Here is a 16,643-nt window from a genome sequence, read left to right as displayed (position 1 = left end):
GTATGAAAGCATCTATCATGATCTTATTGGCAATCTCATTTTGTATGAGCCAATTTTCTCTGGCCGCACAGCCTGTACACGTAAAAGTCCGAGAAATCCCTCCCAAGAAGGCTCAATCGGAAAAGCCTGCCTATTCCCCAGAACATATCCGACAATTGGAAATAAAGGCAGCACAAGGAGACCCGTCTGCCCAATCTTCTCTAGCCACCTGCTATGGGAGAGGAAATGGCATCCCCAAGGATTATGATAAAGCGTTCTTCTGGGCTGAAAAAGCGGCTCAACAAAATGACCCTCATGCTTATTTCACTCTTTTTACTTGCTATTATCAAGGATTCGGTTGCCAAAAGGACATGCAAAAAGCCATCGAGGCCCTGGAAAAAGGAGCTTTATTAGGAGATGCAAATTGTCAGTACAACCTGGCCTATTTTACCTATCATGGAAAATTGGGAATCAAAAAAGATATGGAAAAGGCTCTTGAACTGGCCCGCCAATCTTCCCGGCAAGGCCATGCAGACGCCCTGAAATTCTTATCTCTGGCTTATATCAACGGAGAAGGAGTGGAAAGGAATGTCCCTCTTGCTTTGAAATATCTGGAGCAGGCGGCCAAGGAATCAAACGATCCTGAATACTACACGGAGATGGGGAACTTCTATCTCTTATTATGCAAAAAAGACAATCCTCTGGCAAGCATGGAGAAAGCCGAACAATGCTTCAGCCAGGCAGCCAAAATGGGAAATGTTCAAGCTGCAAAGAAATACGCGCAGATACAGCAATTACGGACTGACGCCAGCCAATTGAAGCAGCAGATGCAGCCGGGAGACAGGGATGCACTGTTAAGGCTTGGACAACTCTATATTCACGGCATTGAAGGAGCTCCTCTGGATAAAAAGGAAGGATACCGCTTTATCCTTGAAGCTGCGAATCTGGATTCTCCGGAAGCCCAGTATTTACTCGGCAAAGCATATGAATCCGGCAATAGCGTCAAAAAAGACGTGGAGCAGGCCGTTCGCTGGCTACGGAAAAGCGCTGCCCAACACCATGCCGGAGCTCAAAACGAATTGGGGCTTCTCTACATCCAAGGGGAAGGCGTGGAACGCAATGAGCACGCAGCGTTCGAACATTGGAAAGCAAGCGCCATGCAGAACCATCCCCTTGCCCAGTATAATCTCGCGGGCCTTTACATGCAGGGACTGGGCGTAGAAAAAAATTACAAGGAAGCGTCCAAATGGTACCAGTTAAGTGCACAGCAAGGCCAACAGGAAGCTTTGTTCCTTCTGGGACAACTATACCTGACGGGGGGACCGGGTATGGAAAAAGATGAAAAGAAGGCTCTTAAATACTTCCTACTCAGTGCTGAACAGAAAAACCCGGATTCCATGTGCATCCTGGGAGAATTGTACATGAATGGAACGCCGGGATTGGAAAAGAACTGGAAGGAAGCGGAAAAATGGTTCCAACTCAGCGCCAGGCATGGAAATAAAAAAGCAATTCCCTTTTTGCGGTATCTGTATATGACGGGAGGGCCGGGGCTCGAAAAAAATTATGGAGAAGCGGCCAAATGGATACAGCCGCTGGCAGACGAAGGAGACCGGGAATCCCTTGATCTTTTGGGACAATTGTACATGTTTGGCGGCCCCGGACTTGAGAAGGATTACGGAAAAGCAGCCAAATACCTGACTATCCGGGCTGAACAGGGAGATACATCCAACTTTCTCAATTTAGGCAATTTATATGTCCTGGGAGGAAACAATCTCCAACAGGATTTTGAAAAAGCACGGGAATGGTGGATTAAAAGCGCTTTGTTGAATGAGGCTGATGCTCAAAAAAATTTAGGCGCACTGTATTTTAATGGAGACTCCGTCCAAAAAGATTATCGGGAGGCGGCCAAATGGTTCCTCCAGGCAGCCCGGCAGGGAGATGCGGACGCCCAATACTCTTTAGGATTGATCTATGATCAAGGAGGCCATGGAATCGAACCGGACCGGAAGGAAGCGTTGACATGGTACCTCAAAGCTGCCGAACAGGGCCATGAAGAGGCCAAACAGAAACTCAACAAGGCAGATAGCGGAGCAACCGCAAAGTAGAAAGAAGAGCCTTCTTCCTGCCTGAAAAATCAGGTGTCAAAACCGCCCCCATCTTCATGGATTTCCTTCATTGCCGCATTGATGAGGTTCCGGGTTTTCACGCCGGGCAGCACGTTCAGGTCCATGCGGTTCATGGCGTAGCCGAAGGACAGGCCGTATTCCGGGTCGGCATAGGCATGGGAGCCGCCCGCCCCCGCATGGCCGAAGCCGCCGAAACCGAATAGATGGCGCCGCTTGCGGCCTGTGGAAAGGTCCACGGGGTCGTGCATGAATCCGCAGGAAAAGGCGGTGGGCGTTTTCAGGGTCAGGTCCGGCCCGTCAACCACCACGTCTCTCATCCAGCCGCGCACGGTTTCCGGGAATACCTCCAGTTCATCCAGGCCCAGGCAGGCCTGGTAAAATTGAGCCATGCCACGGGCGGAAGCCACCCCGCCGAAGGCAGGCATCCCGGAAGTCCACGCTGCGGGAGTGTTCATCTGGCGCACGCTGTTCAGGCCAATCAGGGTGTTAAACGCACGGTTCACGGGCGTGCCTTTTTTCATGTATTCCAGATAGAACGGGGTTCCCATGTTGGACATGTCCATTTTGCCGGGGTAAAGGACAGCCACCCGGCTGAATTCTGATTCCGGCAGCCTGATGAAGAAGTCCAGATTCAAGGGGCGGCGGATGTATTCATCCCAATATGCCCAAAGACGCTCCCCGGTCAGGCGGATCATGAGTTCGTCCAGCATGACGCCGTAGGTATGCGGATGGTAGCCGTGTTCGGGAGGCTGCCACGCGGGAACGGTTTCCTCCAGGGCGCGCACGCAGTCTTCATGGTCGAATACATCGGCCTGGCGGGAGAAAGCGGCCAAACCGCACTGGTGGGACATCATCTGGGCAATCGTAGCATACGGCAGCGGGAATTCCGGCCACAGTTCCCCCATGCTCATCTCCGGGGATGCTCCCTGCCGATGCAGAGCCAGCAGCAGAGCTGCGGAAGCGGGGCCCTTGGTAGCGGAGTAAACGGGCACCAGGGAACGTTCCGTCCACGGACGCGTTTCATCCGCCACGGCAAATCCGGAGTGCAGGGAAACAATTTCCCGCCCCTCTTTCCAGACGGAAACGGATGCACCCAGTTCCCCGTAATCACGGAAGTTTTTTTCAAATGCTTCAATTATGTGCCGCGCGCCTTTCATCCCTCTTAACCGGCAGGAACAACTTCCCCGCCTTTAGAGGAAAGTTTACTCTCCGCTGTCCGGGAAGGCAAGTCCGGCACGGTTCATATCCCATGCGCCGCCTTCACGCCGTCCGCAGGATTATTCATGAAAATTCCCCCGGGCTGCCCGCCGGAAGGAAAGAGGCCTTATTTCCTCCTCTTCCCGGGAGGGAACAGGGCACAATGCCGTTTTCACCGTCAGCTTTAGGGAATATCACTTTTTGTGCGCAGCCAAGTATTCCCGCGTTCCCGTTTCATCCGATCCTCCTTCAATTCATTCAGGGAGAAGTTGATACGGAACAGATTCATGACGAATACATAAAAACACGAGATCAGCAAAAGGCCCACCTGTACCCCCATGCCGATGACGACCACTGTACCGTTGGCGTTTCCATGTCAGCGCTCCGTAACCGGAGGAGATCATCAGCGAAATGCGGCCCGGAATGGAAACCAGGGAAGCCATCAGAATGGGCCTCAGGCTCAGAAGGGCGATCGCCGGAGGGACTTCCATCAGGCCTTTGTCGCGCTGCATTTCCAGATTGGCAAATTCCACGATCAGGATGGCATTTTGGCCGCCCACTCCGCCAGCATCCCCAGGCCAAACTGTGCATAGGGTGCCATCTCCAGGCTCAACCTAGAGATGGTGTCCGGCGTGAACTCCGGCACAGGAAACCGGCATAAGGTGGAGATGAGAACGACAAGAACGGCAATCGGAGGAATAAGCGTGGCGCGCCGGTTCTATAGGAAGATGTACACAAGGAGCACCACAAGGACGACAACTATAATGCATATGCGACTAGTCCTCTGCCCGGCAGGCGCCACTTCCCGGCATTCCATGAAAGAACACGAAGTCAGGGATTACGGAAAGCGTCCAATGCCATAAGAAGGCGGGAGGGAAAACAGAAACCCGTTCCGAAAGGAAAAATCTCCGGAAAGAACGGCGACTTATATCGGAACGGCCTACCTTTTTTAAAAGGGAAGCGGAGAGTTTTTGCCAACTATTAACTTTTAATTATTAACTATTAACTACCACTTTCAACTCAGCGCAAGTACGTGCAGCCGGGTGCCTTCCACCCTGAATTTGACTTCCCAACCGGAAAAGGAAAGGCCGTACACTCGTTCCGGGTCGTCCTGGTACTGCGGGCGCGGGTCAAGGGAGAGCGTATCCTTCAGCACCGCCAGTTCCTCCGGAGGAACGGAGGCGGCCAGCTCCAGCGGAATTTCCACTTTCAGCCGCTGAAAGGGTGAGGACGTGAATCCTCCGGAAGCCTCCGGGATGCAGTCCGCCTGCGGCACATAGGGCTTGATATCCAGAATGGGCGTGCCATCTACCAGGTCCACCCCGGAGAGGTGCAGCACGGGACCATCCCGGGGGTGCATTTCCACCCTGTCCAGCCTGACGGCAGACAGCCCTATGGGATTGGGGCGGTACGGGGCGCGCGTGGCGAAGACCCCCATGCGCACATTGCCGCCCAGGCGGGGAGGCCGAACCGTCGGGCTCCAGCCTTCCCTCAGATTTTCACTGAATATCCAGAGCAGCCACAGATGGGAGAAACCGTCCAGTCCCCGCACGGATTCAGGGTTCCGGAACTGCGGCTCAAACACCAGCCGTGCGCGGGCGCCGGGCACCAGTCCGCTCTGGCGCGGAACGCCGAATTTTTCCGGATAACAGGTGCTGACGCGGGCGATGGGCTGCAAGGGAAGTTAATAGTTAATAATTAAAAGTTAATAGTTGATAGATGGTAAAAATTCTCCGTTTCCCCTTTAAAAGAGGTAGGTTTGCTCTCCGAAGATTACGGCGTCCACTTTTCCCTGGAGCGTTTTGCCCAGGAAGGGGGTGTTGCGGGCGCGACTGCGCAGCGTTTCGTCCGTGACGGGCGTCTCGCCTTCCGGATCAAATACCACCAGATTGGCAGGGGCTCCTTCCTCCAGGGAAACGGGGGAAAGGCCCATGAGCCTGCGGGGGGCGTCGCTGCAAGCGCGAACAACCGTTTCCCAGGACATCCTGCCGGTCTGCACCAGATACTGGTAGATGGCGGGCAGGAAGGTATCCAGGGAAATCATGCCCTGCGGGGCTACCACGAAGTCCTGAAGCTTGGAGAACGGCGTGCAGGGGGTATGGTCGGAGACGATGCAGTCGATGGTGCCGTCATTCACGGCCTCAATCAGGGCGTCCACGTCCTTCCGGTCGCGCAGGGGCGGAAGGGTCTTATAGTTGGTGTCGTAACAGCCCACGTCTTCATGCGTGAATAGGAGATGATGCAGGGCCACTTCCGCGCTCAATCCGGTCGTTTCCGGCTTGCAGCGGCGCAGGATGTCCGCGCTTCCGGCGGTGGAGACGGTCTGCACGTGCAGGGAGTTGCCCGTGTCCACGGAGAGGCGGATGATCGTTTCCAGACCGATTTCCTCCGCGCAGGACGGGGAGCCCGCCAGCCCCAGGCGGTAGGAAGTGGTGCCGGGATGCATGGCGGCCCTGGCCGTCAGGGCCGGGACGTCCCCGCGCAGGGCAAAGGTGAGGTTCAGGTTGCTGGCGTACTGCATGGCGCGGTACAGCAGCAACATGTTGTCCGGCGCGCGGTCGCCGTCCGTGATGAAGCGCACTCCTTTCGCCCGCAGGGAGTCGTAGGAGGCCTGCTCTTCACCGCCGTCCCCCTTGGTCAGGCAACCGGAGGGAATGACGTCCACCAAAGCGTCCGTGCGACAGATTTCCATGAAGGTGGTGATTTGCGCGGCATTGTCCATCACGGGGGCGGTATCCGGCATGGCCATCAGTCCGGTCACGCCGCCGTGGAGGGCCGCCGCCGTTGCCGTGGCAATGCGTTCCTTGTCTTCCCGTCCGGGCTGGCACAGGTGGGCGTGAATGTCAAACAGGCCGGGAAGAAGCAATTTGCCGGAAGCGTCAATGACTGTTTCAGCAGAGTCTGCGGAAAGAGTTCCGGCAGGGGCCTTCCCGGAAATCACTCCGCCGGAAACCAGAATATCCGCCGGGCAAGAGCCGGACGCCATCCGGGCATTGCGAATAAGTACGGAAGTTTTCATGAAGGATCAATGTTGGGTTTGGGGAGTGAGATGGTACAGAATGGACATGCGGCAGGCGATTCCGTTTTCCACCTGGCGGTTGATCAGACAGCGCTCATAGTCCATTGCCAAGTCGCAGATTTCCACACCGCGGTTAACCGGGCCGGGATGCATGATGTACAGCCCTTCATCGGAGATGCGTTTCAGCCGCTCCTCCGTGACACCGTATATTTTGTTGTACTCGCGCGCGCTGGGGAAGAAGGGGGCGTCCTGCCGCTCTTTCTGAACCCGAAGCAGATAGATGACGTCCGGCTTCCAGGCAAAAGCCTCGTTGAAATCGGAAAAGCGGGGAATGCCGGAATATTCCGTGCGCGGCACCAGGGAGCCCGGTCCCAGGTAGGCCACTTCCATCCCCAGCCTTTTCATCAGGATGGAGGTGGAACGCGCCACGCGGGAATGCAGGATATCCCCGACGATCAGCACCCGCCTGCCCCGGATGTCTGGAAACATTTCCCGGATGGTGAAGGAGTCCAGCAAGGCCTGGGAAGGATGGGCATGCGCCCCGTCCCCGGCATTGATCACGCTGGCGTTCGTATGGCGGGCGATCACGTTCGGAAGGCCGCTGTTGTAGTGACGCACGATGACGTAATCCACCTTCATGGCCTGGAGCGTGGCGATCGTGTCCTGGACGGATTCCCCTTTCACCACGGAGGAGGTAGATACGGTGAAGTTGGTCACGTCCGCAGACAGGCGTTCCGCCGCCACCTCAAAGGAGGAACGGGTGCGGGTGCTGGGTTCATAAAAAAGCGTCAAAACGGACTTCCCTTTCAGGGCAGGCACCTTTTTGACGCTTTTGGTGAAGAGCTCTTTCATCGGTCCGGCCGAATCCAGCAGCGTATGGATTTCCTCGTCGGTCAACGAGGAGATGTTGAGTAGGTCCTTGCGGGGATTCATGAAAGTCAGGGAATGGGTTGAAACTGTCTATTTGCCGGAGATGACCACCCGGTCCACACCGTCGGCCTCCTTCATGCTGACGACGACCTTGGCTCCGGCGTGGTCCAGCACATGGCCCGTGTAGTCAGGCTGGATGGGGACTTCCCGGCCGCCGCGGTCAATCAGGCAGGCCAGTTCAATGCGTGCCGGACGCCCGTAGTCGAACAGGGCGTTCAGGGCCGCCCGAACGGTGCGGCCCGTGTACAGCACGTCGTCCACCAGCACCACCCTCATGTCGTCCGTAGAAAAGGGCAGGTTGGAGGAGCGGAGGGAGGGGCGGGCCTCCAGCTTGAAGATGTCATCCCGGTACAGGGAGATGTCAATGGCGCCGTACTGGGCGTCCACGCCCAGTTCCTTGACCTTGTCCACCAGCCGCCGGGCGATGATGTCCCCCTGGCTGAGGAGGCCGACAATGGCGAGCGGTTCCCCGGCGCAGCGGGCCACGATGCCGTGGGCCATCCGCTCCAGCGCGCGGGAAATTTCCTGCTCGTCCAACACGATTTCCTGTGACGGAGGAGGAGTCATCAGCCGGAATGGGAAAAAGTGGATACTTACAGGCCCGCCAGCTTCAGGATACGGTGGGCGGCCATGGCGGCGTTCACGGGGGTTTTCTTGTGCAGACCTACCGTTGTGCAGGGCACTCCGCCCGGACACTGGGCGATGGCCAGCAGGGCGTCAATACCGTTCAGAGGGCCTCCGGGAACCGGTACGCCGATGACCGGCAGGGAGCAGCTCATGACCACTACTCCGGGAAGGGCGGCGGAAAGGCCGGCTACAGCCAGGATAACGGCCTTTTCCCCGCTGGCTTCCAGGTCCCCCAGGAATTTGATGAGTTCCGGAAGGTCGCGGTGGGCGGACAAAACCGTTTCTTCATAAGGGACCCCTTCCTGTGCGAAATATTCGCGGGCGGGTTCCATAAAGGGCTTATCATTCGGGCTGCCGTAGATGACGATTACTTTCATGGCTGTGCGTGCGGTTGTGAAACTTTCGGATTATGGCCCCAAGCCCCCTGCCCTGGCAAGACTTAACCTGAAAAAAACGGCTCCGCGGATGGAGATTCCATTCCGGCAGGGGATCATGATAGATCACGGGAATCAGGAGAAAGGATCGTCCTACTCCTCATCTTCATCTCCATATAATCCGAAAACATACCACAGCAGCGTATTATAACCGTTTTCCCCGTCATCCTCCCAGGGGTCCTCTCCGCCGAATCCATGTTTCCTCTCCCAATTCCCGGACCATTCCATCATTTCTTCAACGGAAGGCAGCGGAGGATTCCCGGTTTCAAGGCGCCCCCGGAGACCGGCCGTACGCCTGCTCCAGTCCTTTTTGTCAGGATTACCAATGTTCCGCGGATTCAAGGTGAGGAGCACGAAGTTCAACAAGGCGGGAGAAGACGCAAACCGCTGAAGATTGTATTTATCCATGTACGCCCTCATCTGAAATTTCAGCTTTTTCAGATCGTCCGCGGGCAGTTTCTTCAGAGGAACCTTTTCCCTGATGCTTGTAAACAGAATATCCCTCCATATCTCCTTGAAATCTTCCGGACACCTGTCCAGGGCTTTGACCGGAAAAGAAGCCATTTCACGCCTCATGGCCTCAACGTCATGCTCAGCATCTTTCCGGCTCCATTTGAGAACCATATGCTCCAGCATCAGTGCGATCATGAACCGCTGTATGGCTTCCCGATCCTTCATTTGCCGCCGGTCCAGATTGTCCGGAACATCCGGATTCATCTTCTCAGCCCCCCTACATCCCGTCCCAGGACAGGACTGACAACGCAGCACCATGCCCATCCTGCCGCAAGAAACCATTTTACCAGCTTCATGGCTTATTTGACCTGACAAATATAAGGACAGATGTCCGCTTTTTACTCTTCCTCATCTTTCCACTCGTCTTCTTGATGCAACAATTCAGGAGAAACAGCCAATTTCCCGGAATAAATATCCTCTTTCAACTGATTCAGACGTTTTAGGTACTCTTTCGGCGATTCTCCCTCCTTTTTTACCGGACCATGGGTCTTCAGCCATTTGTCGGCGGCTTGATCCAAAACCTGGCAACCATATTTTTCCTCAACCCTTTTCATGGAGTCTTGCAGCTGCTGCACCATGTCCCTGCCTTCTTCCGTTTCCTCCCATGCGTTGTCATCCTTCAACCACATTTTAAATACTTTCCTGCTCTGCAACCATGCTTCACGAAAGTCCTGCGGGCAGTCGTCCAACGTTTTCTCAGGCCACAGTTCCATCATCGTCTGCAATAGGAGGCGCTCATCCAAGGCCTTCTGCTGCATGTCCAATTCCATTCCCGCAATCTCCAGGCATAATTTCCCTATGATCGCCTGCCTGGCTATAGCCAGGCGATCTTTCTCAAATTCCGGCGTTTTCCGGTACTCATCCACATCAGGCATATCCGGCGCCGCGATGTCCTGGCCATATCCTGTATCAAAACTGCAACAGCACGACACCACCGCCACGGGAATCCATTTCCATAAATTCATCACTGTTTTTATTTTAACATCCATCAAGAGAAATGCCAATCCGGGATTGCCCCCATTTTCCGCCGCCAATCCAATTCCCGGACCGTCACTATGTCCCCGCATTTTCTTTTTCCCCGCATGCTTCACGCCTTTCAAGCATCAGCCGTTTCCCGGGCAATCACTGTCCGACGACCGGAATCATGCACTCCGGTCCCGGCTTTTCTCCCGGCAAACCTTCTGGAATAACCCATTTCCCGGATTCAAGATCACTTTTTAATTGGTAGAGACGTTTCAGATATTCCTGAGGGCTTTCTCCTTCCCGGCGAGTTTCCTGACCGTCCAGCCAATCAATCAAAGGACGCATTAAAGGTTCCAGATCATACTGGTCACTAAACCGTTTCCTGGCCTCTTCCAGCCTGGAGAACATTTCCTTGCCTTCCGGAGTTCCCCCCCATGAAATATTATCACTCAGATTTTTTTCTATACCTTCAAAGACCTCCACATAAGATTGCCGAAAATCTGCGGGACATTGTGCCAGAATCGATTGAGGAATCAGGTCACACATTTTCCTGTACTTGATTTTCCCATCAGGCAGCCGCGGATGTTCCTTCCATTCCAGTGAAACGATCCTACAGCACAATTCAAGCAGCACATGATACCTCACGATGGCCATGCGCGATTTCCGGAACCCCTCCATCTCCCCATCCACATTGGCCATATCCGGTTCCATGATATCCCTGTTTCCCGCCGAACCCAACGGACAGGAGGCAGCCGTCCCTGCCAACAAAACAAGTTTTATAACATTCATGGTCCCTACATGTTTCAAATATACCCTTAAAAATCAATAAAGAATCATTCTCATTCCAAATTTTTCCCTTTCCTGTTCCGTTATTTCCGGGAATGTGAACGTTTCCTGCTCCACCTGTCTTTTCAAAACCTTGAAGCGCTCCAGCAATTTCGCCTTGTCCTTCCTGAAAGGGTCTATCTCCCGGCGGAGGAATATGATGGGGTCAGCCAGGGCTTCCTCCAGCCTGTACTTGGACTTGACAGGCTGCATGATGGCACGGCATTTGCCCTGGTACCGGGAATATTCCCTGTGAAATTGCGGCTCCTCCATTTCCACTCCTTCAAATTGCCGCACAAAGTCACGGCCAGCTTCCATGCAGGCCTGAAATGCCTGCCGGTAATCGTCGGGACACGCTTCCAAAACCTTGCCGGAAACAGAGGCAAGCTTGAACTTCAGCAGACCAAACAATCTAGCTCCCGCTCCGGTTTTTTCGGTTTCCAGGAAAAAAATCTCCTGCATGAGCCGCTCCAGTATTTCCATCCTGGAAATGGCCAGAATCATTTTCCTCCTTTCCTCATCGGACAGGCCGTCCAGGTCAACATTCGGTTCACCGGAGACAACGACATCCTGAGCAACAGAGGCAGGCAGCCCCGGCAAGCCGAGGCTACACCACAACAATAAACGCAACATGGAAGCTAGGTTTCCAGACATGACATTCACCTGGTTCTATCTATTTTCGTCCCTTTCCGTTTCTACCGGTATAACAACCTTGCCAGATTCTATTTTTTCCTTCAAATCCTTATAATATTCCAACAGTTCCTTTTTATCGGGTTGCCCTTCTCCATTAAAGGGGAACAGCAATCGGGGAATGGATGTATTCAGGGCCTCATCTACCATGTATTTTCCCATCAACAGCTTCATGCTTTCCGCCATCATATACCGCAATTCGTCAGAAACCGATCCCGATTCCGCGAGTTCCTTCTCACAGGCATCTTTCCATTTTTCCATCGCCAGCCGGAAGTCTTCCGGGCATTCGGCAAGCGCCTTGCCTGGAATGGCGTTCAGCTCATGCTTCAGCCTGGTTTGCAAATCCACGGCATGGTCATCCTCCACCTCGGCCATCTGAATGTTTCTCTCCAGAAACATGAGCATAAAAAACCTGCATATGGCAGCCCGGTCCCTTTCCATATGCCTGCCCGCCTCAGTCTCCACATCCACATTCGGCATCTCCGGAGATGCCACGTCCTGAGCTACGGAAAGAGGAAAAACCGGCAATCCGGTGAAATGCCATAACAAACACGATGTCACAGCCCATTTTCCACGCATGTAATTCATTAATTTTTTAATTTTAAATCTCATCTTCTGCTTCGACTGGCGCCATAACGCTCCGTCCCTCTTCTATTCCCCTTTTCAACTCCCTGAAATAGTCCAGCATCTCCTTTTTGCCCCCGCCACATGGAGTCAACAGCCAAAGAACGGATGAATAGTCCCTGGCCTCCTTTTCCGTGATCAGCCATTGAAAGGATGACTGAACGGCTTCCTTCAGCAGGTACTTACTCAACAAGAGCCTCATTTCCTGTTCATTGTGGCAGTATAATTCGTCAGATACTTCCCCCGTTTCCCAGAGTTCCCTTTCACAATCCGCCTTCCACTTCCGAGCTGCCCGTCTGAAATACTCCGGGCATTCGGCAAGAACCTTCTCGGGAAAGGTTGCCAGTACATGTTTTAACTGCATTGACGCATCCGCGGCTTTTCCATCCTCCAATTCCGCAAAAAATATTTTTTGCTCCAGACACAGCAGAAAATAAAAATTCCAAATGCTCCCTTCCTCTTTTCTTGAGTTTCCGAGTTCCTCCCTACGCATATCCACATTCGGCATTTTCGAAAGAGCAATATCCTGGGACATGCAAGGCGGCGCAACCAGCAACGCGGGAAAAAGCCACCACCGGAACATTTTCATAAGGCTACAATACACGCCTCCCTGCCCGCGGGCAACAGGATTCCTCCCCCTCCTTCCGGTTTGCCTGAAGGCAGCTCCCCCCTGCGCCGCGTTTTAACAGGAAGATGCACCGATTCTGATGCCGTTTCCCGATTTGGGGCCCATGTTCATTCCTCCACTTTTTCCGGCATCACTATTTTCCCGGATTCCACCCCGGCTTTCAAGTGCCGGAATGCCTGGATGACGGATTCCAGCTTTCCGTCACTTTCGGAGCCTATCTGCCTCCCCATCCAGTTCATGATCTGCTGGTCCAGGTCTTCCATGCCGTATGCGGCCAGAAAAGCTACTATTTCAGGTTCTTCCGGATCAAATGGTTCCGGCTTCATCTGCTTTTTGCCCGCCAGCATGTCCTTCACTCCCTGTATTTTGTCGTTCATCAGCTTCTGGAGTTTTTCAGGGCACAATTTCAGTTCCTTTTCCGGGAAAACCTTCAGCATGAGCGGATAGATGTCCTCTTCCTTCCCGATTCTCCCCTGATTTTCCATCACGGGAATAATGGCGGACAGATAGAAGAGCACGAAGAATTTGCGTATGGCCGCCCGTTCACCCTCCATTTTTCTTCCTTCCTGCGTTTCCAAATCCACGTTAGGCATCGCCAGAGCCGCCACATCCTGAGACATGCAGGGCAACGACGCCAGCACACAGCACAATAGCAGGGGAGTTGGGAATGTCTTCATGATTCATACTTGGACACCGTAACGATCCAATCGTTCGGAAACCTGCCACCTTACCTTTTTCTTTTTTATTTTACGTTTCTAAAGATCCGTCTCCGGGATTTTTTTAAAAAGAACCATCTTCCGGCAAGCTGCCTTCGAAGAGGTTTTTCCCCATGGCATCCCGTATTTCCGGAAGGACCGAATGCCATCCGCAGGCCGTTGCGGGAAAGCAGATACGGAACACGCCGCAGAAGATGTTCATTACACCAGGATTAGAATAGAAAACATGCTTTTTCCGCATCCCCCGGCCATACTTTCCTCAGGAATAATTCAGGCCTGCATCTGCTCTGCCAGGGCTTCCGCACAACGGCGGCCGTCCAGAGCGGCGGAGACGATGCCTCCGGCATAGCCGGCGCCTTCCCCGCACGGATACAGCCCTTCCAGTCCGGGATGTTCCAGCGTACGTTCATCACGGGGGATGCGCACGGGAGAACTGGTACGTGTTTCACAGCCTATCAGCTGGGCCGATTCTCCGGCAAATCCGCGCCATTTATGATCAAACATCCTCATCCCTTCCCTCATGCGCCAGACGATTTCCGCCGGGAGCAGTTCATGAAGGGGATGAGGTACAATGCCCGGGTGGTAGCTGGTTGGAAGAAGGGAGGAGGACACGCGCCCTTTCAGAAAATCAGGCACTTTCTGGGCGGGAGCCTTCTGCATGCCTCCTCCGGCGCGGCAGGCGGCCGTCTCCAGGGCTTTCTGGTAGGCCACGCCCGCCAGCACGCCGTGCTTTCTGCGGAAGGACTCCGTATCTTCCGGATGCACGCTCACGACAAATCCGGAGTTGGCAAAGGGAGAGTCCCGCCGGGCCAGGGACATGCCGTTGACCACCACTTCATCATTTTCCGTGGCAGCCGGAACGATGAATCCTCCGGGGCACATGCAAAAGGAGTGGACTCCCCGGTCCCGAATGGTGGCGGTAACGGAGTAGCGCGCCGCCGGGAGCTGGTCCGGCCGCTTTTGGCCCGGGTTCAAATGGTACTGCCTGGCATCCACAAATGCCTGCGGATGCTCAATGCGTACGCCCACGGCAAAGGGTTTCTGCTCCAGGACAAGCCCGTCCGCCAGAAGCATGCGGTACACGTCGCGGGCACTGTGCCCGGTAGCCAGCAGAACGGCGTTTGCTTCAAATTCCCGGCCGTCCGCACAAGCGACTCCGCGCACGCGGCGGCCGTCCGCGGAACGGAGCAAATGCTCCACCCTGGCGTTGAAGTGGATTTCCCCGCCCGCCTTGAGAATGGATTCCCGGATGGCCTTGACGACATTGGGCAGCAGGTTGGAGCCTATGTGGGGATGGGCGTCCGTCAGGATTTCCCGCGGAGCGCCATGAGCTACAAATGTCTCATAAACATCCCGCACGGGACCGCGCTTGGTGGCACGGGTAAACAGCTTGCCGTCGGAGAACGTGCCCGCGCCCCCTTCTCCGAAGCAGTAGTTGGAATCCTCAATCACCCGGCCCTGCCTCATGATGGGCGCCAGGTCAAACCGGCGGGAGGAGACATCCTTCCCCCGCTCCAGCACCACGGGTTTGACGCCCAGTTCCAGACAGCGCAGGGCGGCAAACATTCCGGCGGGCCCAAATCCCACGATCAGAGCTGCCGGAGCGCCGGACCTGACGGGAGGATAATCCCGAGAAGGCACATGTTCCGGCGGCAGCGGCCCATCCACGCCTGCCAGTAGCCGGAGCTGGAACAGAATTTTCTTCTGCCGGGAGTCAATGGATTCCTTAACCAAGCGGAGTTCCCTGATGCGCGAAAGAGAAATGCCGAGCCTGGCAGCCACGGCAGCGCGGCGCGCTTTTTCATCCCCCGCCTTTTCCATCGGCAGGATCACATCCACCATGACACCGTCTTCCCCGCTCATGGGACCTCCTTCCGCGGTTTGGGCTGCTGCTGGGTGATGCAGTGGATAGCACCTCCTTCCAAAACCAGCTTGCGGGCATCCAGGCCCACCACCTGTTTTCCGCTGAAGCATTCCCTCAGGATGCCCAGCGCACGGTCGTCATTCCGGGGCTGGTTGAATACGGGCACCACTACGGCATCATTGACGATGAGGAAATTGGCATAACTGGCAGGCAGCTGTTCCAGCCGCCAATCCTCCATCCTGAGCGGATCCGGCATGGGGAGGGGAACGATTTCCACCCGGCTGCCGTCCAAGCATCTCAGGTCCTGCAAACGTTCGTTATTTTCTGCCAGAGCGCGGTAATGGGGGGAGGACGAGTCCGGCTCCACGATGGATACCGCCGCATCCCGTGCGACGAAACGCACCATGTCGTCAATATGGCCGTCCGTATCGTCCCCTTCAATGCCGGAGCCCAGCCAGAATATCGTGTGCACACCCAGCATGCGCCGCAGTTCCGCCTCAATCTCCGCGCGGCTCCAGTCCGGATTGCGGTTGGGATTCAACAGGACGGCTTCCGTGGTGACCAGCAGGCCGTCTCCATTCCCTTCAATGGCTCCCCCTTCCAGAATCATCCGGGAACTGCGCACGGGCAGCCCCAGGGAAGAGCCGATCAGGGAGGGAATGCCATCGTCCAGATCCCAGGGAGCGAATTTGCCGCCCCACGCATTGAACTGCCAGTCGGCCAGCATCAGGGAACCGTCGCTCACGTCCTGCACAAAGACGGGACCGTGGTCGCGGCACCAGACGTCGTTGGCAGGGTGGTTGAAGAGGCGGAAGTGTTCCTCTTCCACTCCGGCCTCCTGCAAGACCTGCCTGATGACCGGATGCAGGGCCTCCGCCGCATTCACGCGCACCTGGGCGTGCGGAGCAATGGAGGCGGCCACAAGTCCGTATATCCGCTGCAATTCGTCCAGCCCGCCCTGCCAGAGGTCCCGGCGGTGGGGCCAGGACAGCCAGACGGCCTCCTGCGGCTCCCATTCGGCGGGCCAGCGTACATCCGGTTCCTTGGTCACGGCGTTTGTCATGTCAGTTGGACTGTTCCTGAAATTCGTAAGGTTCTTCAAACGCCCTGCGGAAACTCATGAATCCCTTGAAGTCGTCCAGGGAATCTTCCGGCTGTTTGGAAAAGACATCCTCTTCAATCAATAAAAAGACCATTTCCCCTACATGGCCGCCGTTCCGTATTCCCCATTCCTTAAGCACGGTAGAGGCCATGGGGCCGAACTTGCTCAGGGCGTAGTCCCGGAATCCCTCCAGCAGTTCCTGTCCGCTGACGTGGCGCTGCGCGCCGTTTTCCTGTTCTTCTATACGCTGCATGGTGAAGTCCAAGGCTTCCTTCAGAAAGAAATACGCCCTTTCCGCAAAACGCGGATCTTTCTGCACAATGCGGCTCACGGCCTCTTCAAAGGTGGGGATGGTCATAACGGCTCCGCTCCACCCTATACGGCCACCATGGAAAATCAAGATTTT

Annotated in this window: 18 protein-coding genes; 1 reads left to right on the top strand and 17 read right to left on the bottom strand. The window is 55.2% G+C overall.

Translation table 11 applies throughout. The features are described from left to right. The first annotated feature begins 2 nt into the window (after nucleotides 1-2). Nucleotides 3-2,084: a tetratricopeptide repeat protein gene (locus OQH67_RS09305; protein ID WP_215435991.1), complete on the top strand. Its 2,082-nt coding sequence runs from the start codon at nucleotides 3-5 to the stop codon at nucleotides 2,082-2,084. 29 nt (nucleotides 2,085-2,113) lie between these two features. Here OQH67_RS09305 and OQH67_RS09300 read toward each other — a convergent pair whose 3' ends face one another. From OQH67_RS09300 to OQH67_RS09220, 17 genes are all read right to left on the bottom strand, one after another. Further along, nucleotides 2,114-3,262, bottom strand: coding sequence for a serine hydrolase domain-containing protein (locus OQH67_RS09300; RefSeq protein ID WP_215435993.1), 1,149 nt, complete (start codon nucleotides 3,260-3,262; stop codon nucleotides 2,114-2,116). Between the two features lie 294 nt (nucleotides 3,263-3,556). Then, nucleotides 3,557-3,862: an efflux RND transporter permease subunit gene (locus tag OQH67_RS09295; protein ID WP_215458976.1), complete on the bottom strand. Its 306-nt coding sequence runs from the start codon at nucleotides 3,860-3,862 to the stop codon at nucleotides 3,557-3,559. 455 nt (nucleotides 3,863-4,317) lie between these two features. After that, entirely contained in the window at nucleotides 4,318-4,980 is a 663-nt protein-coding gene (gene tsaA, locus OQH67_RS09290; protein ID WP_215435997.1) for a tRNA (N6-threonylcarbamoyladenosine(37)-N6)-methyltransferase TrmO, read from the bottom strand. A gap of 66 nt (nucleotides 4,981-5,046) precedes the next feature. Next, complete coding sequence (locus OQH67_RS09285) at nucleotides 5,047-6,321, bottom strand: dihydroorotase (RefSeq protein WP_215435999.1); 1,275 nt, start codon at nucleotides 6,319-6,321, stop codon at nucleotides 5,047-5,049. Between the two features lie 6 nt (nucleotides 6,322-6,327). Further along, the gene (locus OQH67_RS09280) at nucleotides 6,328-7,254 is read right to left on the bottom strand and encodes an aspartate carbamoyltransferase catalytic subunit (RefSeq protein WP_215436001.1); all 927 of its coding nucleotides are present in this window, start codon (nucleotides 7,252-7,254) and stop codon (nucleotides 6,328-6,330) included. 27 nt (nucleotides 7,255-7,281) lie between these two features. Further along, complete coding sequence (pyrR, locus tag OQH67_RS09275; protein ID WP_215436003.1) at nucleotides 7,282-7,818, bottom strand: bifunctional pyr operon transcriptional regulator/uracil phosphoribosyltransferase PyrR; 537 nt, start codon at nucleotides 7,816-7,818, stop codon at nucleotides 7,282-7,284. Between the two features lie 26 nt (nucleotides 7,819-7,844). Beyond that, the gene (locus OQH67_RS09270) at nucleotides 7,845-8,255 is read right to left on the bottom strand and encodes an AIR carboxylase family protein (RefSeq protein ID WP_215436005.1); all 411 of its coding nucleotides are present in this window, start codon (nucleotides 8,253-8,255) and stop codon (nucleotides 7,845-7,847) included. A gap of 150 nt (nucleotides 8,256-8,405) precedes the next feature. Beyond that, nucleotides 8,406-9,029, bottom strand: coding sequence for a hypothetical protein (locus OQH67_RS09265; protein ID WP_215436007.1), 624 nt, complete (start codon nucleotides 9,027-9,029; stop codon nucleotides 8,406-8,408). Nucleotides 9,030-9,163: 134 nt separating this feature from the next. After that, a complete protein-coding gene (locus OQH67_RS09260; protein ID WP_215436010.1) occupies nucleotides 9,164-9,925 on the bottom strand; it encodes a hypothetical protein in 762 nt (253 codons plus the stop codon). A gap of 22 nt (nucleotides 9,926-9,947) precedes the next feature. Continuing rightward, nucleotides 9,948-10,577: an MCP four helix bundle domain-containing protein gene (locus OQH67_RS09255; protein ID WP_215436013.1), complete on the bottom strand. Its 630-nt coding sequence runs from the start codon at nucleotides 10,575-10,577 to the stop codon at nucleotides 9,948-9,950. A 33-nt stretch (nucleotides 10,578-10,610) separates the two neighbouring features. Continuing rightward, complete coding sequence (locus tag OQH67_RS09250; protein ID WP_215719888.1) at nucleotides 10,611-11,267, bottom strand: hypothetical protein; 657 nt, start codon at nucleotides 11,265-11,267, stop codon at nucleotides 10,611-10,613. A gap of 15 nt (nucleotides 11,268-11,282) precedes the next feature. Next, nucleotides 11,283-11,915, bottom strand: coding sequence for a hypothetical protein (locus tag OQH67_RS09245; protein WP_215835862.1), 633 nt, complete (start codon nucleotides 11,913-11,915; stop codon nucleotides 11,283-11,285). Continuing rightward, nucleotides 11,905-12,462, bottom strand: a complete 558-nt coding sequence (locus OQH67_RS09240; protein ID WP_215436022.1) for a hypothetical protein — start codon at nucleotides 12,460-12,462, stop codon at nucleotides 11,905-11,907. Before OQH67_RS09240 ends, OQH67_RS09245 begins: the two co-directional genes overlap by 11 nt. Before the next feature lie 200 nt (nucleotides 12,463-12,662). Next, nucleotides 12,663-13,232 (bottom strand): hypothetical protein, encoded by a 570-nt coding sequence (locus OQH67_RS09235; RefSeq protein WP_215436025.1) that lies wholly within the window; start codon nucleotides 13,230-13,232, stop codon nucleotides 12,663-12,665. A gap of 309 nt (nucleotides 13,233-13,541) precedes the next feature. After that, nucleotides 13,542-15,134, bottom strand: coding sequence for an NAD(P)/FAD-dependent oxidoreductase (locus OQH67_RS09230; protein ID WP_215436035.1), 1,593 nt, complete (start codon nucleotides 15,132-15,134; stop codon nucleotides 13,542-13,544). After that, entirely contained in the window at nucleotides 15,131-16,198 is a 1,068-nt protein-coding gene (locus OQH67_RS09225; protein WP_218957820.1) for an agmatine deiminase family protein, read from the bottom strand. The genes OQH67_RS09230 and OQH67_RS09225 overlap by 4 nt, the downstream gene beginning before the upstream one ends. Before the next feature lies 1 nt (nucleotide 16,199). Then, complete coding sequence (locus OQH67_RS09220; protein WP_215436038.1) at nucleotides 16,200-16,595, bottom strand: Minf_1886 family protein; 396 nt, start codon at nucleotides 16,593-16,595, stop codon at nucleotides 16,200-16,202. Nucleotides 16,596-16,643: the final 48 nt, after the last annotated feature.

Origin of the sequence: Akkermansia biwaensis (genome assembly GCF_026072915.1) — a bacterium.
Taxonomy (GTDB): domain Bacteria; phylum Verrucomicrobiota; class Verrucomicrobiia; order Verrucomicrobiales; family Akkermansiaceae; genus Akkermansia; species Akkermansia biwaensis.
The sequence above is the reverse complement of the archived record's forward strand: the minus strand, read 5'-3'. Positions and strand labels throughout refer to the sequence as shown.